Below are 26,867 nucleotides of genomic sequence, written 5' to 3'. Positions count from 1 at the left end.
GCGTACCTTTGCCCGCTTTTCCAAAATGCCCCACCGGAGAGCGCCATGTCCGCCGATCTCGAGCATATCCGTCAAGTCATGCGTGAAGCTGACTGCCTGTACACCGAAGCTGAAGTCGAAGCGGCCATCGCCAACGTCGGCGAGCAGATCTGCAAAGACCTGCACGACAAGAACCCGGTGGTGTTCTGCGTGATGAACGGTGGCCTGATCTTCGCCGGCAAACTGCTCACCCACCTGCAGTTCCCGCTGGAAGCGTCGTACCTGCACGCCACCCGCTACCGCAACCAGACCAGCGGCGGTGAGCTGTTCTGGAAGGCCAAACCGGAAGTGTCGTTCATCGACCGTGACGTGCTGATCGTCGATGACATCCTCGACGAAGGCCACACCCTCAGCGCCATCATCGAGTTCTGCAAGCATGCCGGCGCGCGTTCGGTGCACACGGCGGTACTGATCGACAAGGACCACGACCGCAAGGCCAGCCCGGACCTCAAGGCCAACTACGTGGGCCTGCCGTGCGTCGACCGCTACATCTTCGGCTACGGCATGGACTACAAAGGCTACTGGCGCAACGCCAACGGCATCTTCGCCGTCAAGGGGTTGTGACCATGCGCCAGCCTGCGTTCATCGACCAATCGCTGTTCGCCGGGCTGGCCGAAAAGGCTGCCGCCAACCCGCGCGGGCGGCAGCATCACAACTTCCATGAGATGGAAGAGCCTTGCCACCGCATGGCGGTGGGGCTGCAGCCGAATACCTATATTCCGCCGCACCGCCACCTGAGCGACGACAAGGCTGAGGCCCTGATCGTGCTCAAGGGCCGCCTGGGCTTGCTGATTTTCAATGAGCAGGGCGTGGTAACCGCCAAGCGGGTGCTACAGGCGGGCGGCGACTGCCTGGGAGTGGACCTGCCACCAGGCACGTACCATGGGTTGGTGGTGCTGGAGCCCGACAGCATGCTGTTCGAATGCAAGGCCGGGCCTTATCGGCCAGTGGGCGAGGGCGAGCATGCGCACTGGGCGCCGCGTGAAGGCGAAGAGGGTGTCGCCGAGTACCAGGCCTGGATGCGCGCGCAGTTCGATTGATAGTGCCTGCACACGGCATGCTAGAGTGCTCCTTCATACAAGGAGCCTCACATGCGTGCGATTCTTCCCCTCCTGCTGGCAGTCAGCCTGCCACTTGCCGCCGCACCGCTGCACAGTCAGTTCCTGCCACCTGACGACCTGTCTTTACGCCAGGAGGCGCCGACCGGCCAGCAATTGCTGCAAGTGACCGACTACTCCGTGGTGGTGGGTGCCCAGCGCCAGTCCGATCAGCAGCCGATCCCGATCACGTCGTCGTTGCAGGTGCGCCTGAAAGGCAAGCCGCTGAGCAAGGGCGCGACCATTGCCCAGGTGCTGCTGACGTTCGACGGTGAGGCGGCCAAGAGCCTGAAGAAGCCCGTGTATGACGAAAAAAACCGCACCCTGAGCCTGAATTACCCGGTCAGCGACTATCGGGTGATCATGGACCTGCTGCGCAACGAAACGCTGTATGTGCAGTTTCTGACCTATAACAACGGCCATATCTGGGCCGACCTGCACACCGGTACCGTACGTACGCGTTGAGGCACGCGGCCTGCGAGGGGTACACTGCCGGCCTTCGAAATTCCGTGATGGTCCAGTTGGAGTCGGCAATGCGTAAAGACAAGAAACAGGTAATCGGTGACGAAATCAGCGACGACTACATCAAGTCGTTCCTTCAGTTCGAGCCGGCCGATGGCGTGACCTCGCCGTCGCTGCACAAGCTGGTCAAGGCCTACCGTGGCCTGCGCGTCGATGACTTCGAGCGCTTTGTCGGCTTCTTCGTCGAAGCGGGCCTGGACCTGGATGGCAAGGACGAGCACGGAAAGACCTTCGTCGAGCAGATAGCCGACCAGCGCAATGCGCCGGAGTACATCGAGATCATCGATAAAGCCCGCGGCTGATAACGGCCCAGGCACAAAAAAACGCCCCGAGGGGCGTTTTTTCGTTTCAGGCCGGCATTAAGCGTAATGCTTGGCTGCCGGGCTGCTTTCCACCAGGTCCAGCGCCACGTCGTTGTCGGCACTGATCTTGTGGTACAGAGCGGCATCGGTCGCCAGCGTCTTCTCGCGCGCCGGGAAGATTTCCTTGAGCTTGGCAGCCCAGGCACCTTTGGCCTGCTCGGGGAAGCAGCGCTCGATCAGTTCCAGCATGATCGACACGGTAACCGAAGCACCTGGCGATGCGCCGAGCAGTGCGGCCAGGCTGCCGTCCTGGGCCGAGACCAGCTCGGTACCGAACTGCAGCACGCCGCCTTTTTTCGGGTCTTTCTTGATGATCTGCACACGCTGACCGGCCACTTCCAGTCGCCAGTCTTCGGCCTTGGCCTGCGGGTAGAAGCGACGCAGGGCTTCCAAGCGCTGCTCCATCGACTGCATCACTTCGCTGACCAGGTACTTGGTCAGGTCCATGTTGTCGCGGGCCACGGCCAGCATCGGGCCGATGTTGCCCATGCGTACCGACAGCGGCAGGTCCATCAGCGAACCGTGCTTGAGGAACTTGGTGGTGAAGCCAGCGTATGGGCCGAACAGCAGCGAAGTCTTGCCGTCTACAACACGGGTGTCCAGGTGCGGCACCGACATCGGCGGGGCGCCTACGGCGGCCTGGCTGTAGACCTTGGCCTGGTGCTGTTTGACGATTTCCGGGTTGTCGCAACGCAGCCACTGGCCGCTGACCGGGAAGCCGCCGAAGCCTTTGCCTTCCGGGATGCCCGACAGCTGGAGCAGCGGCAGGGCCGCGCCACCGGCGCCGAGGAAGACGAAGCGGGCGTCGACTTCACGGCTGCCGCCGCTGTTGACGTCCTTGATGCTCACGGTCCAGCCGCTGCCGTTACGACGCAGGCCGACAACCTTCTTGCTGTACTTGACCTGTGCGTCCTGCGAGTCGCCCAGCAGCTTGAGCAGCTTGTTGGTCAGGGCGCCGAAGTTGACGTCGGTGCCTTTGGCCACGCGGGTAGCGGCGATGTGCTGGTCGGCCGGGCGGCCAGGCATCATCAGCGGCATCCAGTCGTTCATCACGGCCTTGTCTTCGGTGTATTCCATGTCGGCGAAGGCATGGTGCTGCTTGAGCAGCTCGAAGCGCTTCTTGAGGAAGGAAACACCCTTGTCACCTTCGACGTAGCTCAGGTGCGGGACAGGGTTGATGAACGCACGTGCCGAGCCGAAGTTGCCCTTCTTGCTCAGGTAAGCCCAGAACTGGCGCGAAACCTCGAACTGGGTGTTGATGTGCACGGCCTTCTTGATGTCGATGCTGCCATCTGCGGCCTGGGGCGTGTAGTTAAGCTCGCACAGACCGGCGTGGCCGGTGCCTGCGTTGTTCCAGGGGTTGGAGCTTTCCGCGGCTCCGGAGTCCATCGCCTCGACGACCTCAAGCTTCAGGGTCGGGTCGAGCTCCTTGAGCAGTACGGCCAGGGTGGCACTCATGATGCCCGCGCCTACCAGTACCACATCAACCGATTCGTTCTGCGCCATTTAACGCGTCTCCACAATCTACAGCTACCTAATTGACAGCATAGGACCTGGGTTCGCCAGGGTCGCCATGTCCGACTTTTCGCAGTTCTTGCAACTTCCGCGGACACCGCCAATCAGTCTTCGGGTTCGGGTATTGAACGCCGTTTGCCACAGGTGCGGCAATTCGACTTATGGTCAAGGTGTCGTGCGTGCGTTATGGAACGGTTCAGACACTCATACGGGATGAGCGCATTTGCCGCCTGTTCAGGGCTGTTCGGGACACATCTGCCGCTTTTGCACATGCCAGACTGTTCATTTGCTCGCCACACTCTTGTGAAGTTGTGAAAACCGTTTTTTCACGCTCTTTTGGAGACGTGAACCTCAAAGGGGGACTGCGCGATGGCAACCCGCAGGTTCATGCAGTGTGAAGGGCCGGAAAAGCAGGCACGACAGCCGATGCAAGACCTGAGTGGAAGGCTCTCTGTGGGCGAAGCGGTGAAGTTGCCGGGGTCAATCGGCGAGTGCGGGGCCCGATCAGGAGACGTCCTTATAATCGGGGGGAGATTATAGCGATGTCGCGGGCAGAAATGTCGCCATTCGTGGTTTTTATTGCAGCGTTTGTCAGGCCGCGAGGATGCGCTGGTGCCAGCGGCGGCTTGCGCGGGCGCAAACCCGGGCGTCGGCAGGCAGTTCGTGGCCCAGCCAGGCCAACCGGGTTTCACCAATCTGGACCCAGTCGCTGCCGTTGGGGGCCTGGCTGCATTGCTTGAAGGCCACGCATTTGCCGTGGGCATCGAGGCGGGCATAGGCATGGTGGCGCGGGCGTTGGAAGAGCAGCGTCCAGAGCGAGGCCATGACGAGGAGTCCTTTGCGTGAGGGCTTGGCGCGAGGATAAGGGCGAGGCCATGAAACGATTGTGACAAGCGGGCCGGACCGATGACTGGTCGATGCGTGCCTAGGTATACTGTGCGCCTTAGCCGCATTTTCTGGAGAAACGCGCATGTTGCAACGTCTGTTGTTCGGTTTGATCGCCGTGGCCAGCCTCAGCCTGGTCGGTTGTGCCCACAGCCCGCAACAACTCAACCCGCAACCCACGCTCAAGGCCCAGCTCACGCCGGTCGGCCATGGCCAGCCGGTGGTGGTCCGGGTGGTTGACGGCCGGGCTTCGCAGTCCCTGGGTACCCGTGGTGGCATGTACCCCGAAACCAGCACCATCAGCGTCAGCGGTAACGACGTGGTGCCCAAGCTGCAAGCCCAGGCCGAAGCTGCCGTGCGCCTGCTCGGTTTCACCCCGACGCCAAATGCCTATAACGCACCGCAGCTGACCGTGACCCTGGCCGAGCTGAAATACCAATCGCCCAAAGACAACCTGTACGTGACCGAAGCCACCATCGGCGCCACCTTCCGTGCCGACGTGCGCAACGGCGGCCGCAGCTACAGCGGCCGTTACGGTGCTTCGCTGGACCAGCGTTTCGGCATGGCGCCGAACCAGGACACCAACACCCAGCTGGTGGGTGATGTGCTGAGCGATGCGTTGACCCGTATGTTCAAAGACCCGACCATCGGGCAGGTGCTGGGGCAGTAAGCCCTCAGCAATAAAAAAAACCGCTGCCTGGGTGCCAGGCAGCGGTTTTTTTGTCTGTACAGGTTCAAGCCGCTTCTATGTGGAAATCCAGCAAGCTGAAGCCGGTTCCGGCATCCACTTCGGGCAAGTCTTCGTGCACATGCCCACCTAGCGCACAGTAGACGAGCCATTGGCGGTCCTGCACGTTGATGGCAAAACCATCGATCAGCGCCTGTTGTTCATCGCTCTGGGCGACGAGGTAAAGGCGGTCCTGGTTTTCGGCGTGCAACATGAACAAGCTCCGGGTCATGAAAGGCCGATAGGGTGGCCTGTTCTGATGACGAGCTAATGACAGATGAAATTTAATGACACTTTGTCGCCCAGGACGGGTACGCGGGTGCGACTTGGGTAAAATGCGGGCCTTTGTTGCTGCTCACACCGAGGTCGCCTGATGTCCTTGCAAGTGCTCTGGGGGTTTCTGTCCGCCCACCCCGCCAAGTGGATCAACCTGCTGGCGCTGCTGCTGACGTGTCCGGGTGGGTTGCTGCTGCACAGTGCTCGGCGGCGTGATGCCGAGACCCGTGAATACATGGCGGTGGATGAGGGGATTGTGGACGCGTTCGACCTTCGAGTGCCGAAGTACTTCTATATCCTCGGTTTCTCGTGCCTGGCGATGGCGTTGCTGCTGTCCTGGTTCAGCACCTGGGTCTGAGCAATGGGGGCTGCAAAGCAGCCCCCAGCAATCTATCAGGCGACCGGCGCTTGTTGCCTGACCTGGTACTGGTTACGCACCGGCGTCGCATACTGCAACACCAGGTAAGGCCGCTGCTCTTCAGGGCAGGCATCCAGGCGGCGCTGCCATTCTTCCTTGGCCTTGGCCAACTCATCGGCCGGGAACACTTTCTCGGCACTCGGCACCTGCAGGGCCTCGTCCTTGCCCTCCCACATCGCATACGCCAGGTAATGCACCGGGAATAGCCGGTAGCCACCCAGGATCTGCCGGTCGATTTCCGCCGCCAGCTGCTTGGTATCCTCGTGGTATTCGGTCACCGGTGGGGCGAAGTTGATATGCACCCGGCCCTTGTAGCCGGTAATGCCCTTGGCGATGCTGTTGTCATCCTCGCCCGGCGCCTTCTTGTAGGTGCCGGTGGTGGCGCGGATGTAAAGCTCGCGGGCCTTGGCCTGGTCGCACGGGTCGTATTCGTAGCTGATCGACACGGGCGTCAGGTTAAGGCTCTGGATCACTGCACCGAACGGCTCGTCCTTGCGGCTCATGTGGAACATCTTGAGGATCGCCGAGTCGGTACGGTCGTCACCGTCCTTGGCCCGCCCTTCGGCCTGGGCGATCCAGATCGAGGTGGCATCGTTGCGGATCGAGTGGTTGATGTAGGCCGAGAGCAACTGGTAAGCCGCCAGCTTCTCGCGGCGCCCGCTGATCGAACGGTGAACGATGAAGCTTTTGTTCAGGCGCATCATGTCGCTGACAAAGGGCTTTTGCAGCAGGTTGTCACCAATGGCGATGCGCGGCGTGGGCAGGCCGGCATGGTACACCGCGTAGTTGACGAAGGCGGGGTCCATGACGATGTCACGGTGGTTGGCCAGGAACAGGTAGGCAGTGCCGGCCTTGAGCTGCTCCACGCCGGAATAGGTGACGCCGTCGGTGGCACGGTCGATAGTCTGGTCGACGTAGTACTCGACTTTGTCCTGCAAGGTGGAAACGCAGGTGACGCCGGCGAATTCCTTGCGCAGGCGGCGGGCAATCAGCGGTTTGAGCAACCAGCCGAGAGCACCGGCCGCACGCGGGAAGCGGAAGTGGGTGAGGATATCGAGGAATGCCGGGTCGCTGAGCAGGCGTGCCAGAACGGCAGGGACCTCAGCGTCGTCGTACGGTCGGATGGCATCGAATTCGCCCATCATGCTCTCTTGTTGGAAACGGCTAGGGTAATAAGGTAGGGGCGGGCTCCGAAAAACGGCTCGGACACACACTGGCCCTGTAAACAGACCGGCAATTATACGCATAAGTCACCCCGGAGGCCGCGATGCTGGAAACTGCGATCTACGATTGCCCTTATTGTGGCGAAGAAGTCGAAACCACGGTGGACCTGTCCGGCGGCGATCAGGAGTACATCGAGGACTGCCAGGTATGCTGCAAGCCTATCCGCTTCGTACTGCAGGTTCATGGCGAGGAGTGGATGCTGGATGTCTTCGGTGAGAACGACTGATGCGGCGGATCTATGAACCTGAAAGCCTGCTCGAAGCCGAAATGCTGATCGGAATGCTGGCCAGTGAGGGTGTCGATGTGCAACTGGTGGGCCGTGACCTGATGGGCGGTGTGGGCGAGTTGCCGATGCAAGGCTTGCTGGGGCTTGCGGTAGCGGATGAGCAGGCCGAGTACGCACGGCGGCTGATCGATGCGTACAATGATGCCCAGCCACTGGTTGGCGACGAACCGGAGAGTTTCCCCGGTACCTTGATCTGCTAGGTTCTGAATTCGCCCATGTGTGGACGTTACGCCCTGTTTCGCTGGCCCCAGGCGCTGGCCTGCCTGCCTGGTTTTCCCGAAGGCCAGCCGGCCCAATGGAACATTGCTCCCGGTGCCACGGTGCTGATCCAGCGCCAGCTCGACGGCCAGCAGCAACTGGCCAAGGCGCGCTGGGGGCTGACCCCGGCCTGGCTTACCGACCTGTCCCGCACCCCCGCCCATGCCCGCGCCGAAACGCTGGCCGAGCAACCCATGTTCCGCGAGGCGTTTCGCCAGCGCCGCTGCCTGATGCCGGCCAACGGCTTTTACGAGTGGCGTGGCAGCGTGCGTAAACGCCCGTACTGGTTGACCCCGGGGGAGGGCTCGTCGCTGTACTTTGCTGCTGTGTGGGAGGCCTATCCCGTGCAGGATCAGGTGTGGCTTAGCTGTGCGGTGGTGACCCAGGCGGCCATGAACCAGCGTCGACCGCTGATACTGGATGAGGTGGGGCAGGCCGCCTGGCTCGACCCGGATACGCCGGTTACCCGCTTGCACGAGTTGCTGGCCAGCCCTGCGGCACAGCTGCGCGAGCGGGCCCTGGCCAATTTCGTCAATGACCCGAAGCTGGATGCGCCGGAGTGCCTGACTCCAGCCTGATGCGCTGGTCGATAAAATCTTCCCTGCGGCTATGGCAGCCACAGGCGAGTCGGCCTAGGATACGCCGCATGTGGATAGGGAGTGCTTTCATGCGTAAGTCTTTTGTTGTCAGCCTGTTGAGTACTGGCATCCTGCTGGCCGGCTGCCAGGCGGTGAACACCACCAGCGGTGGTGCTGTCGGCGTGCAGCGCCAGCAGTACATGTTCAGCATGCTTTCGACCGATGAGGTCAACCAGATGTACGCCCAGTCGTACCAGCAGACCTTGGGCGAAGCGTCGAGCAAGGGTGTGCTCGACAAGTCCAGCGCCGATGCCAAGCGCGTGCAGGTCATCGCCAACCGCCTGATCGCCCAGGCGCCCAAGTTCCGCCCGGATGCCGCGCAGTGGAACTGGGAAGTCAACGTGATCAAAAGCGACGAACTGAACGCCAACTGCGGCCCAGGCGGCAAGATCATCGTCTACACCGGGCTGATCGATCAGCTCAAGCTCACCGATGCGGAAATTGCCGCCGTGGTGGGGCATGAAATTGCCCACGCCCTGCGTGAGCACAGCCGTGAGGCGATGTCCAAGGCCTATGGCGTGCAAATGGCCCGTCAGGGTGCCGGTGCCCTCTTGGGCCTGGGTGAGGGCAGCATGGCCATGGCCGATGCCGTGGTGAACTACTCCATGACCCTGCCCAACAGCCGGGCCAACGAGAACGAAGCCGACCTGATCGGCCTGGAACTGTCGGCCCGTGCGGGTTATGACCCGAATGCCGCGATCACCTTGTGGAACAAGATGAGCAAGGCTTCCGAAGGCGCGCCACCAGAGTTCATGAGCACTCACCCGGCTTCTGAAAGCCGTATCGCTTCGCTGCAGGCAGCGATTCCGAAGGTGATGCCGCTGTACCAGGCTGCCAAGCAGTAGTTGCAGAACCCGGGGCCGCAACGCGGCCCCGCCTTTGCTGTTATCCCACCCAGCCACTGGCCTTCATCGCCGAATAGACGGCCACGATCGCCAGCACGAAGAACGCCGTGGCCGCCAGGCGACGAATCAGCGTCAGTGGCAGCTTGTCTGCCGCGAAGTTACCCGCCAGAACCACCGGCACGTTGGCAATCAGCATGCCCAGCGTGGTACCGATAATGACCATGATCAGGTGCGGATACTGCGCAGCCAGCATCACGGTTGCAACCTGGGTCTTGTCACCGATTTCGGCCAGGAAGAACGCGATCAGCGTGGTCAGGAACGGCCCGAAGCGACGTGCGGGGTTTTCGTCTTCATCCATCTTGTCCGGTACCAGTGTCCACAGCGCGGTGGCGGTAAAGCTCGCGGCCAGGATCCAGTGCAGGGCCGAGTCGCTGAAGAAGCTGCCGAACCATGCGCCCACGGCACCGGCTGCAGCATGGTTGGCCAGGGTGGCGGCGATGATGCCGGCGATGATCGGCCAAGGCTTGCGGAAGCGGGCAGCAAGAATGAGAGCGAGCAGTTGCGTCTTGTCGCCGATTTCGGCCAAGGCAACGATAGCGGTGGGGACCAACAGAGATTCCAGCATCAGGATTCCTACGGGGGCGGGTCGACACGGCTATGACACGTACAGCCTCCCCGCCCCGGGTAAGGTGTGCGTGTCATAGGTCTTGTCAAACCCTGGATCCGTCTACGCGGATCTCTCCATGCAGGCTGGCATGGTGGGTCGCACGCGCCATGGTCTGTGGACCAAGTATGTTGACGCGTACCGGGCGAGCAGTGCGCTCGCGGGAGACTACTCCCCTAGGACGGTGCGGATTCTGCCTAGGCAAAACGCTTTCGGCAAGCGCTGTTTTTTATCCGTGGGTTGCCTGGTAGATACGGAAGCCGTCGGCCTCGTCGCGTACCTGGCAGTTGCCAAGTGCCCCTTCGATCAGCGGTTGGTAGCGCAGGAAGCTGTTGGCGACCAAGCGCATTTCGCCCCCTTTTCGCAGATGAACGGCAGATTTTTTCAGCAAGTTCTCCGAGGCCTGGTAATTGGTGTGCACCCCGGTATGGAACGGTGGGTTGCTCAGAATCAGGCTCAGCTCGGCAGGTGCCGCATCAATGCCATCACCGCTGATCACCTCACCCTCCAGGCCGTTGGCAGCCAGTGTCAGACGACTGGCCTCAACCGCGAAGGCGTCCACATCCAGCAGCGTTACCCGGCTTTGTGGATAACGGCGCTTGACCGTGGCGCCCAATATCCCTGCGCCGCAGCCGAAGTCCAGCACATGGCCGCCTGGCAGGCCGTCGAGGTGCTTGAGCAGCAGGGCAGTACCGCGGTCGAGGCGGCCGTGGCTGAATACGCCCGGCAGGCTGACCACCTGCAAGGGGCCGTCTTCCAGCGCCAGCTCGAAGTGCTCGGCCAGGCTTGCCAGCGGCTTGGCATCGGGGGCGTGCTCGATGGTCACTTGCCACAGCTGGCAGTGGCGGGCGCTGTCGAGCTTGCGCGGTTTGCCAAAGGCTTGCAGTTGCTTGGCCGCACCTTCGATGCCGCCGCGTTTTTCGCCGACCAGGTACAGCTCACGGCCGGCCAGGCGCGATGCCAGGGCATTCAGCAGGTAGGCCGCCAGCTCACGGGACTTGGGCAGGAACAGCACGGCGCTGTCGAATGCCATTTCAGGCGGCTCTACCCCGTAATGGCTGCGGCCGGCGAAGCGGCTGTCGAGCATGGCCTGATCGCCGGCATGCCAAGTCCAGGCCTTGGCCTGTGGCAATTGGGCGAGCAGGCCGTCGGCGGGGGCGCCAGCGATCAGCAGCGGCCCCTGGAACAGCTCTGCCTGGCGGAGCAACACTTCACTGCGCGGGTCCATGGACGACGCCTCCTGGAAAAAAGTGGCGAAGTGTAGCAGAGGCGGGCGCCGGGCTCAGCTGACCACGCGGCGTGGCTGCCCGGCAAAGAAGGCCTGAGCGTTCTCGCTGAGCTGGCCGACGATACGCTGGCGCGACTCTACCGCACCCCAGGCGCTGTGCGGGGTGATGATCAGGCGTGGGATGCCCGGTTCGAGCAGCGGGTTGCCGTTGACCGGCGGCTCCACACTCAACACATCGGTGGCCGCGCCGCCCAAGTGGCCCTGGCGCAGGGCGTCGGCCAACGCCTGTTCGTCGATCAGGCCGCCACGGGCAGTGTTGACCACCAGCGCATTGGGCTTGAGCAGGGCCAATTCGCGGGCACCGAGCATATGCCGGGTGTGCTCGTTCAGTGGGCAATGCAGCGTCAAGGCGTCCACTTGCGGGAGTAGTTCGTCCAGCGGCAGCCGGTCGTCACGCTCCGGGCGGCCGGGAATCTGCCCGCTCAGCACGCGCATGCCGAAGGCTTCGGCCAGCCGCGCCACCGCGCCGCCGAGCTCGCCGTGACCGAGCAGGCCGAGGGTTTTGCCCTCCAGCTCGACGATGGGGAAGTCCAGCAGGCAGAACTGGCTGGCCTTGGCCCACTGGCCGTCGGCTACGGCCTGGTTGTAGTCGCACAGGCGGGTGGCCAGGGCCAGCAGCAGGGCGAGGGTGTGCTGTGCGACGGACGGCGTGCCGTAACCCTGGCAGTTGCAGACGGTAATGCCTTGGGCGCGCGCCGCTGCCAGGTCGACATTGTTGGTGCCGGTGGCGGCCACCAGGATCAGCTTGAGCTGCGGGTTGGCGGCCAGGGAGGGGGCGTCGAGCATTACCTTGTTGCTGACCACGGCGACCGCGCCTTGCAGGCGCTCTGCCACCTGGTCGGGACGGGTGGCGGCGAACAGTTCGAATTCATCGAACTGCTGCTTCAGGGGCGAGAGGTCGAGGTCGCCAAGGTCCAGGGACTGGTGATCGAGAAACACGGCGCGACGCGGGCTGGGCATGGGGGGCTCCGGTGGCAGGGCGGGGTATTGGTGTTATGGCCATTCGCGGGCACGCCCGCGTTTACAGGCGCAGTGTCTAGCCCGGGGTTACTGCCCGTCAACGCCTGCCACTCATACCTTCGGCTCGCAAATCATTCCTTCGGCTGATTTAGCCGTCACATTGCCGCACTACAGTAGTTGTCAGACTTGTCCGGCTCGCTTTTCAGAAAAGGGATACCCATGTTGCAGACCCGCATCATCAAGCCCGCCGAGGGCGCCTACGCCTACCCACTGCTGATCAAGCGCCTGCTGATGTCCGGTAGCCGCTATGAAAAGACCCGTGAAATCGTCTATCGCGACCAGTTGCGGCTGACATATCCACAGCTCAACGAACGTATTGCACGCCTGGCCAATGTGCTGACCGAGGCCGGAGTAAAGGCCGGTGATACCGTGGCGGTGATGGATTGGGACAGCCACCGCTACCTGGAATGCATGTTCGCCATCCCGATGATCGGTGCGGTGGTGCATACCATCAACGTGCGCCTGTCGCCCGAGCAGATCCTCTACACCATGAACCACGCCGAAGACCGCGTGGTGCTGGTCAACAGCGACTTCGTCGGCCTCTACCAGGGTATTGCCGGGCAGCTGACCACCGTCGACAAGACCCTGTTGCTGACCGATGGCCCGGACAAGGCCGCCGAGCTACCCAATCTGGTGGGTGAATACGAGCAATTGCTGGCCGCTGCCAGCCCGCACTACGATTTCCCCGACTTCGACGAAAATTCGGTGGCCACCACCTTCTACACCACTGGCACCACCGGCAACCCCAAGGGCGTGTATTTCACCCACCGGCAACTGGTGCTGCACACGCTGGCCGAGGCTTCGGTCACCGGCAGTATCGACAGCGTGCGCCTGCTGGGCAGCAACGACGTGTACATGCCCATTACCCCGATGTTCCATGTGCATGCCTGGGGCATCCCCTACGCCGCCACCATGCTCGGTATGAAGCAGGTGTACCCGGGACGCTACGAGCCAGACATGCTGGTCAAGCTGTGGCGCGAGGAGAAGGTCACGTTCTCTCATTGTGTGCCGACCATTCTGCAGATGCTGCTCAACTGCCCGACCTCGCAGGGCCAGGACTTCGGCGGCTGGAAGATCATCATCGGCGGCAGCGCGCTCAACCGCTCGTTGTACCAGGCAGCCCTGGCCCGGGGTATCCAGCTAACCGCAGCGTACGGCATGTCCGAGACCTGCCCGCTGATATCCGCCGCGCACCTGAACGACGAACTGCAGGCCGGTAGCGAAGACGAGCGCATCACCTACCGCATCAAGGCCGGCGTGCCGGTGCCACTGGTCGAAGCGGCGATTGTCGATGGCGACGGCAACTTCCTTCCTTCGGATGGCGAGACCCAGGGCGAGTTGGTGCTGCGTGCGCCGTGGCTGACCATGGGTTATTTCAAGGAGCCGGAGAAGAGCGAGGAGCTGTGGCAGGGCGGCTGGCTCCACACCGGTGACGTCGCCACCCTCGACGGCATGGGCTACATCGACATCCGTGACCGTATCAAGGATGTGATCAAGACCGGTGGCGAGTGGATTTCCTCACTCGATCTGGAAGACCTGATCAGCCGCCACCCGGCCGTACGTGAAGTGGCGGTGGTCGGAGTGGCCGACCCGCAGTGGGGCGAGCGCCCGTTTGCCCTGCTGGTGGTGCGCGACGGCCAGGCCATCGATGCCAAGGCGCTCAAGGAACACCTCAAACCGTTCGTCGAGCAAGGGCACATCAACAAGTGGGCGATTCCTAGCCAGATCGCCGTTGTTACTGAAGTTCCCAAGACCAGTGTCGGTAAGCTCGACAAGAAACGCATCCGCCAGGACATCGTCCAGTGGCAAGCCAGCAACAGCGCCTTCCTTTCCACCCTGTAACCGCCGTGCGGGTCGCGAACGCCAGAACGCGACCCGCACGCTAGAGGCCTTCACGCCTTGCCAAACGGCTGAAATGCGCCATCCTTTAGCACTGCCAGCCCGCAACCGGGATAACAGTGCAGCGAGTTGGCGGCATGGAGCGCAAATCACACTTTAGAGGGATCAAGCGCCTGTGCCTTGCTGGCTATAGTCGGGGCCAGGGGATTTTCAGGAATGGGGGAGGGCGACACGCGCAAGCCGTGTCGTCGCAGGTGCAAACCTGCAAACCGGTCGCTCGGGCCGTTCTTGAAAGGACTCACTGCCATAACAAAAAAGTACATGGAGTAGCGTCGATGAAATCTGCAAACCTGTTCTGGCGCCGGGCCAAGTTGCCCCTGGCCGTCAGCCTTGCTTCCACGCTCGCAAGTCCTGCTTTCGCTGTCAGCTTCAACATTGGTGAAATCGAAGGCCAGTTCGACTCCTCGCTCTCCATCGGCGCCAGCTGGTCGACGGCCAACCCCAACAAGAACCTGATCGGTGTCAACAACGGCGGCAAGGGCCTGTCTCAGACCTCCGACGATGGCCACCTGAACTTCAAGAAGGGCGAAACCTTCTCCAAGATCTTCAAGGGTATTCATGACCTGGAGCTCAAGTACGGCGATACCGGTGTGTTCGTGCGCGGCAAGTATTGGTATGACTTCGAACTCAAGGACGAAAGCCGCGAGTTCAAGGACATTAGCGACTCCAATCGCAAGGAAGGCGCCAAGTCGTCCGGCGCCCAGTTGCTCGACGCCTTCGTGTACCACAACTACTCCATCGCTGATCAGCCTGGCTCTGTGCGCCTTGGCAAGCAGGTGGTGAGCTGGGGCGAAAGTACCTTCATCGGCGGCGGCATCAACTCGATCAACCCCATCGACGTATCGGCGTTCCGCCGCCCAGGGGCGGAGATCAAGGAAGGCTTGATCCCGGTCAACATGTTCTACATCTCGCAAAGCCTGACCGACAACCTGTCGGCCGAAGCCTTCTACCAGATCGAGTGGGACCAGACGGTTGTCGACAACTGCGGTACCTTCTTCTCTCAGCCGGACATCATCGCCGACGGCTGTACCGACAACCTGCGTGTGCTCAACAGCAGCCGCACAGTGCCGGCTGCGGCCCAGCAGTTCCTCGCCACCCGTGGCGTCAACATCAATGAAGAAGGTGTGATGGTGGCGCGCGGCGCCGACCGCGACGCCCGGGACAGTGGCCAGTTCGGTGTGGCCATGCGCTACATGTTCGAACCGCTCGACACTGAATTTGGCGCCTATTTCATGAACTACCACAGCCGTGCGCCGATCTTCAGCGCCACCGGCGCCTCGCCTTCGGTATTTGCCGGGCTGAGCGCGCTGCCGGCGCAGCTGCGTGCATTGGCGCCGTTGATCGTCGCGGGTAACTCGAAGTATTTCGTCGAATACCCGGAAGATATCCGCCTGTATGGCCTGAGCTTCTCCACCACATTGCCCACCGGCACCGCGTGGAGCGGCGAAATCAGCTACCGGCCGAATGCCCCGGTGCAGCTGAATACCACCGATATCCTGTTCGCGGGTGTGCGTCCGATTGGCGGTGCATTGACCAACGCCTCGCTGCTGACCGGTACGCCAGGGGAAGACCTGCACGGGTATCGCCGTAAGGAGATCACTCAATTCCAGACCACCCTGACGCACTTCTTCGACCAGGTGATGGGCGCCAGCCGGATGACCGTGGTGGGTGAAGTGGGTGTCACCCATGTCGGCGGGCTGGAGAACGCACACGACACGCGTTACGGTCGTGACCCGGTGTTCGGCCCTGGTCCATTGCCATCCACTGGTGGCGCAGACACCTGCCAGGCGCTCAATGCCAGCACTATCGCAGGCGCTGGTGCGGGGGCATCCACTGCCAACCTGAACCGCAACTGCGAGAACGACGGCTACACCACCAGCACTTCCTGGGGTTACCGCGCCCGCGTCATCTGGGACTACAACGACGTCTTCGCCGGGGTGAACCTGAAGCCGAGCGTGGCCTGGTCGCATGACGTGTCTGGCTACTCGCCAGGCCCTGGTGCGAACTTCGAGGAGGGCCGCAAGGCAGTTAGCCTGGGCCTGGACGCCGAGTACCAGAACACCTACACGGCGAGCCTGTCGTACACCAACTTCTTCGATGGCAAGTACACCACTGTGGATGACCGTGACTTCGTCGCGCTCAGCTTCGGCGTGAACTTCTAAGCACACAGATCCAGGACGACACGACATGAACAAGACCAGAAGTCTGCTGCAAGCCGGTGTACTGGGCCTGTCCCTGCTGGCGACCAGCGTGATGGCTGCGGTATCCGCCGACGAGGCGGCCAAGCTGGGCAGTACCCTGACCCCGATGGGCGCCGAGAAGGCCGGCAACGCCGATGGCTCGATCGGCCCGTGGGAGCCGCTGTCGAAGAGTGCGGGCAGCGTCGACAGCAAGGGCTTTTTGGCCGACCCGTATGGCAGTGAAAAGCCGCTGTTCACCATCACCGCGCAGAACGCCGACCAGTACAAGGACAAGCTTTCGCCGGGCCAGTTGGCCATGCTCAAGCGTTACCCGGACACCTTCAAGATCCCGGTATTCAAAACCCATCGCGGTTCAACCGTCCCGGCCGATGTGTTTGCGGCCATCAAGGAAAACGCCACCAAGACCACCCTGGTGGAAGGCGGCAACGGCCTGAACAACTTCCGCACGGCTGTGCCGTTCCCGATCCCCAAAAGCGGCCTGGAGGTGATCTGGAACCACATCACCCGCTACCGGGGGGGCAGTGTCAGCCGCCTGGTAACCCAGGCCACGCCACAGCAGAACGGCTCGTTCAACCCAGTGTACTTCTCCGACCAGTTCGTCTTCCGCGACAAGATGAAGGATTACGACCCGAACAACCCGGGCAACATCCTGTTCTACTTCAAGCAGGAAGTGACCGCGCCTGCGCGCCTGGCCGGTACCGTGCTGCTGGTGCACGAAACCCTCGATCAGGTGAAGGAACCGCGCAAGGCGTGGATCTACAACGCCGGCCAGCGCCGTGTGCGCCAGGCGCCGCAGGTGTCGTATGACGGCCCGGGTACCGCTGCCGATGGCTTGCGTACCTCCGACAACCTGGACATGTTCAACGGTGCGCCAGACCGCTACGACTGGAAGCTGGAAGGCAAGAAAGAGCTGTACATCGCCTCCAACGCCTTCAAGCTGGACGACCCCAAGCTGAAGTACACCGACATCATCAAGGCCGGGCACATCAACCAGGACCTTGCCCGCTACGAGCTGCGCCGCGTGTGGCATGTGGTCGCGACCCTGAAGCCAGGCCAGCGCCACATCTATGCCAAGCGTGACTTCTACATCGACGAAGACACCTGGCAGGCGGCGGTGATCGACCAGTACGACGGTCGCAACCAGCTGTGGCGCGTTTCCGAAGCTCATTCCCAGCCGTATTACAACAATGAGGTGCCTTGGTACACCCTGGAGGCCATTTACGACCTGCAGTCGGGTCGTTACCTGGCCTTGGGCATGAAGAACGAAGAGAAGCGTGCCTACGACTTCGGCTTCAGTGCCAGCAAGGCTGACTTCCAGCCAGCAGCGCTGCGTCAGTCGGGTATTCGGTAACCTGAAAGACTCCGTGTGATCCCCAGAACGCCCCGGCCTGCCGGGGCGTTTCTATTTTCCTGCCCTGTCCTCTTCGCGGGCAGGCCATAAACCTGCTGAATACCCACCCAAACCCCCGCACCAGCCGCTGTCCATCAGCCTTGTCGCTTTTTGTCGCAGTCTTTCCCGGGGCAAATGCGCCCATCATCTTCAAATGCGCTGCGTTACCGGCTAGTCTCGCAAGCATCCATATCGCCGTAGTCTTCCAACCAGAACGAGCCGGCCATGACAGACTTGTCCCGTACGCATGGATTCGCCAGCCAGGCCCTGGGCCTGCTGGACGGGCGTTTCTTTCGGCCCCCCCTGCCGGAGGGGCATGTGCCGCGTCCGCGCCTGTGCCAGCGCCTGTACACCGGCCTCGGCGCTCGCCTGCTGCTGGTCAACGCCCCGGCGGGTTTCGGCAAAAGCTCCCTGGCCATCGAGTTTTGCGAGGCACTGCCTGAACACTGGCGCAGCCTGTGGCTTGGCCTGAGCCAGCGAGATGCAGACCCAGGCCGCTTCCTTGAGCGCCTGCTCGAAGGGCTGCAGCAATACTGCCCGGCCCTGGGTGGTCAGGCCATGGGCTTGCTGAAAATGCGCCAGCGCCATCAGCCGTTCGCCTTCGAAGAGTGGCTTGACGGCCTGCTCGACGAGCTGGCGTTGTACCTGCAAGCGGATACACCGTTGCTGCTCGTACTGGATGATTACCACCTGGCCCAAGGGCCTGTACTTGACCGTTGCCTGCAGTTTTTCCTCAACCACCTGCCGGCCGGCCTGGTGTTGCTGGTTACCAGTCGCCAGCGCCCGGACTGGCACCTGGCGCGCCTGCGGCTGTCGCGTCAGCTGGTCGAGCTGAACGAACAGGATTTGCGCCTTACCGCCGAAGAGTCGCTGGCGGTACTCGGTCGCCAGCCCACGGGCCTGCGCGGCCAGGCCCTGGACAACCTTATCCAGCGCAGTGATGGCTGGGTGGCCGGGTTGCGTTTCTGGCAACTGGCGGCCAGCGACAGTGCCGACGAGCAGGCCTTGCCCCAGGCGCTGCATGGTGGCGAAGGGCTGATTCGCGACTACCTGCTCGAAGAAGTCATCGACATGCTGCCCGCCGATGTGCAGGCCTTCTTGTACGAAACCGCGTGCCAGGAGCGTTTCTGCGCCCAACTTTGCGATGCCGTGCGGATTCGCCACGACAGTGCCGAGATCCTGCGTTTCCTGCAGGCGCACCAGGTGTTTCTGGTGCCGTTGGACGAGCACGGCCACTGGTTCCGTTATCACCACTTGTTCTCCGACTTGCTGCGCAGTCGCCAGGCCAACGAACCGCTGGCCGGCTTGCACTTGCGGGCGAGCCGTTGGTTCGAAGCCCAGGGCCTGCTGGACGAGGCGGTGGAGCAGGCCTTGCGTGCCGGCCACCTTGATGTTGCCGCCGACCTGGTGCAGAGCCTGTCCGAGGAGCAACTGCTGGCCGAACAGAACGTCGGCATGTTGCTGCGCTGGAAGATGGACTTGCCCGACAGCCTGCTGATCAGCACGCCAAGGTTGATTGTGCTGTACAGCTGGGCGTTGGGCCTGGCTTGCCAACTGGACGCGGCCGAGGAGCTTGCCGGCTACCTCAGCCGCTTCCTGCCCGCACCTTCGGCGACCGCGCAAAAGTCGATGTTGGCCCAGTGGCTGGCGCTGAGTGGGGTGATTGCCCGAGGCCGGGGTGACCGTGAGCGCACGTTGGCCTATTGCAGCGAAGCGCTGCAGAGCCTGCCAAGCAAGCGCTATGGCCAGCGCCTGGTGTGCCTGTCGACGCTGTCCAACCTGGCCATCGCCGATGGTGATTTCTGGCGGGCCCGCGGCTGGAACCGAGAAGCCCTGGAACTGGCCCAGCGAGTCGGCAACCCGTTGTTCGAGGCCTTGGCCCATTACGACCGGGCGCGTGTACTGCACGCCCGTGGCGAAGTATTGCGGGCGCTGGACGAAGTGCGCCAAGGGCTGCAACGCCTGCAAGGGCTTTCGGCACAGCGGTTGTATGCCGTGCGCGCACGCCTGACCCTTTACGAAGGCTATCTGTTGGTTTCGCGCCTGCAGCCTGCCCAGGGCCGTGCGCGGTTGCGCGCGGGGCTGGGCGAGGCGCGGGCCTGCCGGGACATCAGTGTGCTCATCGGCCATTGCGTGATCGCCACGCTCGATGGGCGGGAAGGGCACTTTGCCGAGGCCTTTGCCGAACTGGCCGAGGCTGAGCGCCTGATGCATATCTGGGACGTGCCCCCGGTCTACTACCTGGCCATGATTACCCTGGTCAAATGCGAACTGTGGCTGGCCCAGGGGCGCACCGACCTGGCCGAGTCGTGGCTGCTGCGCCTGGGCCAGACCTACGGCGGTGAGCAGCCAGCGGCAGCACCGGAGTTCCACCCACTGCTGCCGTTGCACATTGCGCTGCAGCAGGCGCTGCTCGAGCGCATCCAGTTACGCGGCGACGACGCCGTGCAACGTCTGGCCAGCCTGGTCGAGCGCGGGCAGGCCAGTGGCGGCATGATGCTCACCGTCAGCGCTCTTTGCCAATGGCTCTCTCTGCTGCTGGCCGAAGGCCGCGAAGCGCAGGCCGCGCAGTTGCTGCCAGGCTTGCTTGAGGCCGCCCGTGGCGGCGTGCTGCAACCGTTCCAGCCGCTGCTGGAAAAACACCCGCAATGGCTTCACGAGCAACTGCAGGCAGGTGCCGCGTGCCCGGTTCAGGCCGAACTGCTCAAACGCCTGCCACCGCTGCCAAGCGCCAGCACGGGCAGCGGCGAGGCGTTGAGTGGCCGTGAGCTGGCAGTGCTCGAACTGATCGCTCAGGGTTGTTCCAATCAGCAGATCAGCGAGCGGCTGTTCATATCCCTGCACACGGTCAAGACCCACGCCAGCCACATCAATAGCAAGCTGGGCGTCGAGCGGCGTACGCAGGCGGTGGCCAAGGCCAAATCCCTGGGGTTGCTGGCGTGATGCTGGTCCTGCAGGTCATTGCCCGCTAAAGTGATGGCCTGAGGCCATGGTTTGTGGCCGCCAATGCTCTACCCTCATCTTTCCCGACCAGCTGCCGATACAGCGATCGGTGGCATCGCCTCGCGCGATTTTTCAATCATTCCAAGGCAGGTCGTGTTGATGCTGCAGTACGGGCAAAAAAGCTTTCTGATCGTCGACGACTTTACCGACTTTCGCACGTCGACCCGTTCAATGCTGCGCGAGTTGGGCGTGCGCGACGTGGACACCGCTGACAGCGGCGAGCAGGCGCTGCGCATGTGCGCACAGAAGCGCTATGACTTCATCCTGCAGGATTTTCACCTGGGTGATGGCAAGAAGAACGGCCAGCAGGTGCTCGAAGACCTGATCATCGACAAGCACATCAGTCATGAGTGCGTGTTCATCATGGTCACGGCCGAGAGCAGCCAGGCCATTGTCCTCAGTGCCATCGAGCACGAGCCCGATGCCTACCTGACCAAACCGTTCAACCGGGTTGGCCTGGCCCAGCGCGTCGAGAAGCTGTATCAGCGCAAGACCTTGCTCAAGCCGATTCTGCAGGCCCTGGACCGCAGTCGCCCGGCCGAAGTGCTGGCAGCTTGTGCCGAGCTGTGCAAGAAAGACCCGCGCCTGGCACCACTGTGCCTGCGCTACCGGGCCGATGCCTTGCGCAACCTCAACCGCTTCGAGGAGCTGGAAAAATTCCTCAAAGCCATCCTGGCCAGTCGCCCGCAGCCGTGGGTGTACGCTGCATTGGGCGCCCTGATGCACAAGCGTGGCCAGAATGCCCAGGCCCAGGGCGTGTACGAGCAGGCACTCAAGGCGTTCCCGATCATGCCAGGGCTTTACGACGGTATGGCCGAAGTGCTGGTGGCTCAGGGCGATACCCGACGTGCGCAAAACCTGCTGGAAGAGGCGGTACGCCTGTCGCCACTGTCAGTGCGTCGGCAGTCGACCCTAGGCAAGCTGGCGCTGGAAAACGAAGACTTCGAAAGCGCGTCGAAGGCGTTCCGTCATGCGGTGAACCAAGGGCAGAGCTCGCGCTACAAGGACGCCGAAAACAACCTGGGCCTGGTGCAGGCCCTGATGAGCAAGAATGCAGGCTTCGGCCTGGACGCCCGTACCCGGGTCGAGATCAACACCACGCTCAGCGAAGTGGCCAAGGAAAACCCCGAAGACCAGGGTTTGCAGGTGCGCGCGCGGATGATGAAAGCCGCCAGTCTGCAGCAGGCGGGCGACCCGGAAACGGCGGCCAAGCTGACCGAGCAGGCGATCCAGCGCCTGGACAAGATGAACCAGTTTTTCTCGGTCGATTCGGCCCTGACCGTTGCCGCACAGTTGCAGGCAATGGGCCAGGAAGCCGCCGCCATCGGCGTGCTGAAAAGCTGTGTGGAAAGTTATGGCGATGACCCCAAGGTCATGGAGAAAGTGGGCAAGCTGACGGACGACCCCAGCGTGCTCAACGCCATTACCGAAGCGGTCACCCTCAATCGCCAGGGTGTGCGCAGTTACCAGGGAGGGCAGCTTGGCGAGGCGTTGCAACTGTTCCGCAAGGCGCTGGGTATGCAGCCGAAGAACATCAGCATCGCCCTCAACACCGCCCAGGCGCTGCTGCGTATTGGCGGTGACAACCCTCAGCCCGCGATCATGCAGGAATGCCAGGACGCCTTGACCAGCGTGGCCGGTATCCCTGCCAGCGACAATCGCTATGACCGTTACCGCAAACTGCACATCCGAGTGTTCGGCGCATGAATCAAGACAATCAGGGGCTGGACTTTTCCACGGTGATCGCCTCCACCGTGCACGACCTCAAGAGTTCGTTGTCGGCGCTGATCCAGTCCCACAATCAGTGGGTTGAACGCCTGCCCGAAGAGCTGCGCGGTGGTGCCGAGCAGGGCATCATGGAGCATGAGTTTCGCCACCTCAACGGCATGCTGGTGCAACTGCTGGGGCTCTATAAACTGGGTATCAACCAGCTGCCGGTGTGCCCGGACTACCATGAGCTGGACGACTTCATCGAAGCCCAGCTGGCGGCGCACCAGGAAGTGCTCAAGCACAACGACATCCTCGCCACCTGGCGCATCGACACCGACAACCCGCTGGGTTTCTTCGACCGCGAACTGGTGGCCTCGGTGATCGCCAACGTCATCACCAACGCCACCCGCTATGCCGGGCACGCTTTGCTGATCACTATCGAAGAGGCCGACAACCAACTGGCCATCTGCGTGAACGATGACGGCCCGGGTTATCCAAAGCACATGCTCGAGCGCCAGGAGGAGTACATCCAGGGCATTGACTCGACCAGCGGCAGTACCGGCCTGGGGCTGTACTTTGCGGCGCGGATTGCGGCGTTGCATGAAAGCGGCGGGGTGCGCGGGCGGATCGAGATTTCCAATGGCGGGGCGCTTGGGGGCGGGTTGTTCAGGTTGTTCTTGCCTTAGGCCAGCAGGGCATGGCCTTGGATTTTTAGCGCCCTTCAGATCGAGCGCCGCCCGCGCGGCGCATCGCGAGCTGGCGCTCGCTCTTACGTTTGTTTCGGGACAGTTATGCCTGTAACAGTCGCGCGCGACCGCCTTTTTTCATACGACACGGTATCAACGTATGCGCCAGAGGGGGCGCGCGCGAATCTCACTGGTACAATTGGCCCGAAACAAACGTAAGAGCGAGCGCCAGCTCGCGATGCGCCGCGCGGGCGGCGCTCGATCTCACAGGCGCTGCAGCGTCCAAGACAGGCCCTCCATGAAGACTGCCCCGACCACTCTCATCCGCGAAACCTTCCCCGTAGGCCCCCTGCAATGCAATTGCACCCTGGTCGGCGACCCCTTGACCAAAAAGGCCATCGTCGTCGACCCGGGCGGTGACCCGGACAAGATCCTGGCGCGCCTGCAGGCCCATGGCCTGACGCTGGTAAGCATCATCCACACCCACGCGCACTTCGATCACTTCCTCGCCTCGGGCAAGCTCAAGGAGCTGACCGGCGCTACCTTGCACCTGCACAAGGACGACCAGGTACTGTGGGACAACCTGGAGATGCAGTGCCAGATGTTCGGGGTACCGTACACGCCAGTGCCTGCCCCCGACCGTTGGCTGGGCGATGATGAAGAGCTGGCCTGCGGCTGTGGCGTGGCCCTGCATACGCCAGGCCATACCCCGGGCTCGATGAGCTTCTGGTTCGCCGATGCCAAGCTGTTGATTGCCGGCGATACCCTGTTCCGCCGGGGCATTGGCCGCACCGATTTGTGGGGTGGGGACCAGCGGGCAATTGTGCGCTCCATCAAGGAGCGGCTGTACCGGCTGGACGAAGAGGCCATCGTGGTCACCGGCCACGGGCCCGATACTCGGCTGGGCGATGAAATGCGCGAAAACCCCTTCGTACGTGCCTGATGGCACATGAAGGCACTTTCATGGAATTTTTCGTTGCCGATGCAATCCAAGGCTGGCATAGATCCATTCGAGATCTGCCGCATTTATGAATTTCAGTAGGAGCTTGTCCATGTTCACCATGCGTCGTCTGATTATCGTCGCAACTGCCGCTGCCCTGATGACCGGCTGTGCCGGCCAGAACCCTTATGACAACCAGGGTCAGGCGCAGGGCTCCACTGGGATGAGCAAGACCGCCAAGTACGGCGGCCTGGGCGCGCTGGCCGGCGCCATCGCCGGTGCCGCGATCGACCATAACAACCGTGGCAAGGGTGCGCTGATCGGCGCTGCTGCGGTGGGTGCTGCCGCTGCCGGTTACGGCTACTACGCCGACAAGCAGGAAGCAGAGCTGCGCGCGCAAATGGCCAACACTGGCGTGGAAGTGCAACGTCAGGGTGACCAGATCAAGCTGATCATGCCGGGCAACATCACCTTCGCCACCGACTCGGCCAACATCGCCCCTAGCTTCTACTCGCCGCTGAACAACCTGGCCGGTTCGTTCAAGCAGTTCAACCAGAACACCATCGAAGTGGTCGGTTTCACCGACAGCACCGGCAGCCGCCAGCACAACATGGACCTGTCCCAGCGCCGTGCGCAGGCGGTCAGCACCTACCTGACCTCGCAGGGTGTGGATGCCTCGCGGATCTCGGTACGTGGCATGGGCCCGGACCAGCCGATCGCCAGCAACGCCGACGCCAATGGCCGTGCGCAGAACCGCCGCGTGGAAGTGAACCTGAAGCCGATTCCGGGTCAGCAGTATGACCAGCAGCAAGGCCAGGTTCAGCAGTATCCCTGATTGACCGCCGGGGCTGCAAAGCAGCCCCCTGCTTCTAGCGCACCACGCTGGCCTGAATCGCCGTCAGGGCAATGGTATGCACGATATCGTCAACCTGAGCCCCGCGCGGCAGGTCGTTCACCGGCTTGCGCAGCCCTTGAAGCATCGGCCCAAGGCTCACCCCGTCAGCACTGCGTTGCACCGCCTTGTGCGTGGTGTTGCCGGTATTCAGGTCGGGGAACACGAACACCGTGGCACGCCCGGCCACCGGGCTACCCGGCGCCAGGTCCCGTGCAATCGCCGGGTTGGCCGCCGCGTCGTACTGCAATGGCCCATCGATCAGCAACGCCTGCGCTGCGCCTTGCGCCAGGCGTGTTGCCTCGCGCACCTTCTCCACTTCCTCATCACTGGCTGAATCGCTGGAATAACTGATCATCGCCACCCGTGGTGCGATGCCGAAGGTCTGCGCGGACTCGGCGCTCTGCCGGGCGATCTCTGCCAACTCGGCAGCGCTCGGATGCGGGTTCATCACGCAGTCGCCGTACACCAGCACCTGCTCGGGGAACAGCATGAAGAACACCGACGACACCAGGCTTGAGCCCGGCGCAGTCTTGATCAGTTGCAGGGCAGGGCGAATGGTGTTGGCGGTGGAGTGCACCAGGCCCGAGACCAGGCCGTCCACTTCGTCCAGGGCCAGCATCATGGTGCCGATCACTACCGGGTCTTCCAGTTGCTGCTCGGCCATTGGGGCGTTGAGGTTCTTGCTCTTGCGCAGCTCTACCATGGGCTCTACATAGCGCCCGCGAATCAGCTCGGGATCGAGGATTTCCAGGCCTGGCGGCAGGGTAATGCCCTGGGCGCGCGCCACGGCGTCGACATCCTCGGGCTTGGCCAGCAGCACGCAGCGGGCAATGCCACGGGCCTGGCAGATGGCCGCAGCCTGCACCAGCAACGGCTCGGCGCCTTCGGGAAGGACAATACGCTTGTTGGCCTGCTGCGCCCGCTGGATCAACTGGTAGCGGAACACGGCTGGCGACAGGCGCATTTCACGCGGGGTGCCGCAGCGTTGGTGCAGCCAGGCGGCGTCGAGGTGGCTGGCGACAAAGTCAGTGATGAACTCGGCGCGCTCGCGGTCGTCCACAGGGATTTCGCGGTTTAGCGAATTGAGCTGGTTGGCGGTGTCGTACGAGCCGGTGCTGACTGACAGGATCGGCAGCCCAGCCTGGAGCGCGCCGCGGCACAGGCCGAGGATGCGCGCGTCGGGCTTGCTGTCACTGGTCAGCAGCAACCCGGCCAGGGGTACGCCATTGATCGCCGCCAGGCTGACGGCAAGGATGATGTCGTCGCGATCGCCCGGGGTGACCACCAGGGTACCCGAGGTCAGCAGCGGCACCGTGTTGGCCACGGTACGTGCGCAAATAATGATCTTGCTCATGCGCCGCTGCTCGTAGTCGCCGGCATTGAGCACCTGGGCACCGAGCAGCTCGGCCACGTCGCGGGTGCGTGGGGCGTTCAATTCAGGCTGGTAGGGGATACAGCCGAGCAGGCGGAAATCGTTGCCGCGCAGCAGGGGCGAGTGCTCGCGCAGGCGGGTGGCGAAGTCGGCCATGCTTTCGTCGGTGCGCACCTTGTTGAGGATGACACCGAGCACTTTCGGGTCGCGTGGGCCGCCGAACAGCTGGGCCTGCAGTTCGACCCGGCCGGACAGTTCGCTGAGCACTTCGTTTTCCGGGGCCGACACCAGGATCACCTCGGCATCCAGGCTCTTGGCCAGGTGCAGGTTGACCCGCGCCGCGTAGCTGGCATGGCGCGTGGGCACCATGCCTTCGACCACCACCACGTCGTTGCCGACGCAGGCTTGCTGGTAGAGGCGGATGATCGCTTCGAGCAGTTCGTCGAGCTGGCCATCGCCGAGCATGCGCTCGACCTGGGCCAGGCTCAGGGGCACCGGGGGCTTGATGCCATGGGTGCGGGCCACCAGTTCGGTAGAGCGCTCGGGGCCGGTGTCACCCGGGTGGGGCTGGGCGATCGGCTTGAAGAAGCCGACCTTAAGGCCCGCGCGCTCCAGGGTGCGCACCAGGCCCAGGCTGATGGAGGTCAGGCCGACACCGAAGTCGGTCGGCGCAATGAAAAATGTCTGCATGCGTGCTTCTCGAAATA

The 26,867-nt window shown here is 62.8% G+C and carries 26 protein-coding genes and 1 riboswitch; of the genes, 18 read left to right on the top strand and 8 right to left on the bottom strand.

Annotation, left to right across the window (positions count from 1 at the left end):
• The first annotated feature begins 45 nt into the window (after positions 1 to 45).
• The 4 genes from D8767_RS25095 (at position 46) to D8767_RS25080 (ending at position 1,960) form a co-directional block, all read left to right on the top strand.
• Positions 46 to 603 (top strand): hypoxanthine-guanine phosphoribosyltransferase, encoded by a 558-nt coding sequence (locus D8767_RS25095; protein WP_016713294.1) that lies wholly within the window; start codon positions 46 to 48, stop codon positions 601 to 603.
• Positions 604 to 605: 2 nt separating this feature from the next.
• A complete protein-coding gene (locus D8767_RS25090) occupies positions 606 to 1,079 on the top strand; it encodes a WbuC family cupin fold metalloprotein (protein WP_016713293.1) in 474 nt (157 codons plus the stop codon).
• A gap of 51 nt (positions 1,080 to 1,130) precedes the next feature.
• Positions 1,131 to 1,601 (top strand): hypothetical protein, encoded by a 471-nt coding sequence (locus D8767_RS25085; protein ID WP_016713292.1) that lies wholly within the window; start codon positions 1,131 to 1,133, stop codon positions 1,599 to 1,601.
• Positions 1,602 to 1,669: 68 nt separating this feature from the next.
• A complete protein-coding gene (locus D8767_RS25080; protein ID WP_003247360.1) occupies positions 1,670 to 1,960 on the top strand; it encodes a PA4642 family protein in 291 nt (96 codons plus the stop codon).
• A gap of 57 nt (positions 1,961 to 2,017) precedes the next feature.
• Here the strand turns inward: D8767_RS25080 and mqo are convergent, their stop codons facing one another.
• The gene (gene mqo, locus D8767_RS25075) at positions 2,018 to 3,526 is read right to left on the bottom strand and encodes a malate dehydrogenase (quinone) (RefSeq protein WP_016713291.1); all 1,509 of its coding nucleotides are present in this window, start codon (positions 3,524 to 3,526) and stop codon (positions 2,018 to 2,020) included.
• A 600-nt stretch (positions 3,527 to 4,126) separates the two neighbouring features.
• The gene (locus D8767_RS25070) at positions 4,127 to 4,360 is read right to left on the bottom strand and encodes a hypothetical protein (RefSeq protein WP_016713290.1); all 234 of its coding nucleotides are present in this window, start codon (positions 4,358 to 4,360) and stop codon (positions 4,127 to 4,129) included.
• Positions 4,361 to 4,505: 145 nt separating this feature from the next.
• On the opposite strand from D8767_RS25070, the gene D8767_RS25065 reads away from it, so the two are divergent.
• The gene (locus D8767_RS25065) at positions 4,506 to 5,090 is read left to right on the top strand and encodes a YajG family lipoprotein (RefSeq protein WP_016713289.1); all 585 of its coding nucleotides are present in this window, start codon (positions 4,506 to 4,508) and stop codon (positions 5,088 to 5,090) included.
• Between the two features lie 64 nt (positions 5,091 to 5,154).
• On the opposite strand, the gene D8767_RS25060 is transcribed toward D8767_RS25065, so the two are convergent.
• Positions 5,155 to 5,361 (bottom strand): hypothetical protein, encoded by a 207-nt coding sequence (locus tag D8767_RS25060; protein ID WP_003247353.1) that lies wholly within the window; start codon positions 5,359 to 5,361, stop codon positions 5,155 to 5,157.
• 159 nt (positions 5,362 to 5,520) lie between these two features.
• Between D8767_RS25060 and D8767_RS25055 the strand changes: the two genes are divergently transcribed.
• Positions 5,521 to 5,781, top strand: a complete 261-nt coding sequence (locus D8767_RS25055; protein ID WP_016713288.1) for a hypothetical protein — start codon at positions 5,521 to 5,523, stop codon at positions 5,779 to 5,781.
• A 35-nt stretch (positions 5,782 to 5,816) separates the two neighbouring features.
• Here the strand turns inward: D8767_RS25055 and D8767_RS25050 are convergent, their stop codons facing one another.
• Positions 5,817 to 6,986 (bottom strand): 1-acyl-sn-glycerol-3-phosphate acyltransferase, encoded by a 1,170-nt coding sequence (locus D8767_RS25050; protein ID WP_161751628.1) that lies wholly within the window; start codon positions 6,984 to 6,986, stop codon positions 5,817 to 5,819.
• Positions 6,987 to 7,108: 122 nt separating this feature from the next.
• Here D8767_RS25050 and D8767_RS25045 point away from each other — a divergent pair, with 122 nt between their 5' ends.
• The 4 genes from D8767_RS25045 (at position 7,109) to D8767_RS25030 (ending at position 9,092) form a co-directional block, all read left to right on the top strand.
• On the top strand, positions 7,109 to 7,291 hold the full coding sequence (locus D8767_RS25045) for a CPXCG motif-containing cysteine-rich protein (RefSeq protein WP_012270508.1): 183 nt from the start codon (positions 7,109 to 7,111) through the stop codon (positions 7,289 to 7,291).
• Positions 7,291 to 7,551, top strand: coding sequence for a putative signal transducing protein (locus tag D8767_RS25040; RefSeq protein ID WP_016713286.1), 261 nt, complete (start codon positions 7,291 to 7,293; stop codon positions 7,549 to 7,551). Before D8767_RS25045 ends, D8767_RS25040 begins: the two co-directional genes overlap by 1 nt.
• 15 nt (positions 7,552 to 7,566) lie before the next feature.
• Positions 7,567 to 8,187, top strand: a complete 621-nt coding sequence (locus D8767_RS25035; RefSeq protein WP_016713285.1) for an SOS response-associated peptidase — start codon at positions 7,567 to 7,569, stop codon at positions 8,185 to 8,187.
• Between the two features lie 89 nt (positions 8,188 to 8,276).
• Entirely contained in the window at positions 8,277 to 9,092 is an 816-nt protein-coding gene (locus tag D8767_RS25030) for a M48 family metallopeptidase (protein ID WP_016713284.1), read from the top strand.
• 40 nt (positions 9,093 to 9,132) lie between these two features.
• Here D8767_RS25030 and D8767_RS25025 read toward each other — a convergent pair whose 3' ends face one another.
• The 3 genes from D8767_RS25025 to D8767_RS25015 all read right to left on the bottom strand — a co-directional run bounded on the left by D8767_RS25025 (position 9,133) and on the right by D8767_RS25015 (position 12,004).
• Positions 9,133 to 9,714 (bottom strand): TMEM165/GDT1 family protein, encoded by a 582-nt coding sequence (locus tag D8767_RS25025; protein WP_174442266.1) that lies wholly within the window; start codon positions 9,712 to 9,714, stop codon positions 9,133 to 9,135.
• A 91-nt stretch (positions 9,715 to 9,805) separates the two neighbouring features.
• Positions 9,806 to 9,945, bottom strand: a riboswitch (yybP-ykoY riboswitch).
• Between the two features lie 40 nt (positions 9,946 to 9,985).
• Positions 9,986 to 10,984 (bottom strand): class I SAM-dependent methyltransferase, encoded by a 999-nt coding sequence (locus D8767_RS25020; protein WP_016713282.1) that lies wholly within the window; start codon positions 10,982 to 10,984, stop codon positions 9,986 to 9,988.
• A 54-nt stretch (positions 10,985 to 11,038) separates the two neighbouring features.
• Positions 11,039 to 12,004, bottom strand: a complete 966-nt coding sequence (locus D8767_RS25015) for a 2-hydroxyacid dehydrogenase (protein ID WP_016713281.1) — start codon at positions 12,002 to 12,004, stop codon at positions 11,039 to 11,041.
• A 219-nt stretch (positions 12,005 to 12,223) separates the two neighbouring features.
• Between D8767_RS25015 and D8767_RS25005 the strand changes: the two genes are divergently transcribed.
• The 8 genes from D8767_RS25005 to D8767_RS24960 all read left to right on the top strand — a co-directional run bounded on the left by D8767_RS25005 (position 12,224) and on the right by D8767_RS24960 (position 24,728).
• A complete protein-coding gene (locus tag D8767_RS25005) occupies positions 12,224 to 13,906 on the top strand; it encodes a fatty acid--CoA ligase (RefSeq protein WP_016713280.1) in 1,683 nt (560 codons plus the stop codon).
• Positions 13,907 to 14,238: 332 nt separating this feature from the next.
• The gene (locus D8767_RS24995) at positions 14,239 to 16,125 is read left to right on the top strand and encodes a DUF1302 domain-containing protein (RefSeq protein WP_016713279.1); all 1,887 of its coding nucleotides are present in this window, start codon (positions 14,239 to 14,241) and stop codon (positions 16,123 to 16,125) included.
• Positions 16,126 to 16,150: 25 nt separating this feature from the next.
• A complete protein-coding gene (locus tag D8767_RS24990; protein WP_016713278.1) occupies positions 16,151 to 17,515 on the top strand; it encodes a DUF1329 domain-containing protein in 1,365 nt (454 codons plus the stop codon).
• A 264-nt stretch (positions 17,516 to 17,779) separates the two neighbouring features.
• Complete coding sequence (locus D8767_RS24980) at positions 17,780 to 20,497, top strand: LuxR C-terminal-related transcriptional regulator (RefSeq protein ID WP_016713277.1); 2,718 nt, start codon at positions 17,780 to 17,782, stop codon at positions 20,495 to 20,497.
• 159 nt (positions 20,498 to 20,656) lie between these two features.
• Positions 20,657 to 22,264 (top strand): tetratricopeptide repeat-containing response regulator, encoded by a 1,608-nt coding sequence (locus tag D8767_RS24975; protein ID WP_016713276.1) that lies wholly within the window; start codon positions 20,657 to 20,659, stop codon positions 22,262 to 22,264.
• Positions 22,261 to 22,953: a sensor histidine kinase KdpD gene (locus tag D8767_RS24970; protein ID WP_016713275.1), complete on the top strand. Its 693-nt coding sequence runs from the start codon at positions 22,261 to 22,263 to the stop codon at positions 22,951 to 22,953. Before D8767_RS24975 ends, D8767_RS24970 begins: the two co-directional genes overlap by 4 nt.
• A gap of 298 nt (positions 22,954 to 23,251) precedes the next feature.
• The gene (locus D8767_RS24965) at positions 23,252 to 23,896 is read left to right on the top strand and encodes an MBL fold metallo-hydrolase (protein WP_016713274.1); all 645 of its coding nucleotides are present in this window, start codon (positions 23,252 to 23,254) and stop codon (positions 23,894 to 23,896) included.
• 109 nt (positions 23,897 to 24,005) lie between these two features.
• Positions 24,006 to 24,728, top strand: a complete 723-nt coding sequence (locus D8767_RS24960; RefSeq protein ID WP_016501466.1) for an OmpA family protein — start codon at positions 24,006 to 24,008, stop codon at positions 24,726 to 24,728.
• A gap of 34 nt (positions 24,729 to 24,762) precedes the next feature.
• On the opposite strand, the gene pta is transcribed toward D8767_RS24960, so the two are convergent.
• Positions 24,763 to 26,850: a phosphate acetyltransferase gene (gene pta, locus D8767_RS24955; RefSeq protein WP_016713273.1), complete on the bottom strand. Its 2,088-nt coding sequence runs from the start codon at positions 26,848 to 26,850 to the stop codon at positions 24,763 to 24,765.
• Between the last annotated feature and the right edge of the window lie 17 nt (positions 26,851 to 26,867).

The organism is Pseudomonas sp. LTGT-11-2Z (assembly GCF_003691445.1).
GTDB lineage: Bacteria > Pseudomonadota > Gammaproteobacteria > Pseudomonadales > Pseudomonadaceae > Aquipseudomonas > Aquipseudomonas monteilii.
The sequence above is the reverse complement of the archived record's forward strand: the minus strand, read 5'-3'. Positions and strand labels throughout refer to the sequence as shown.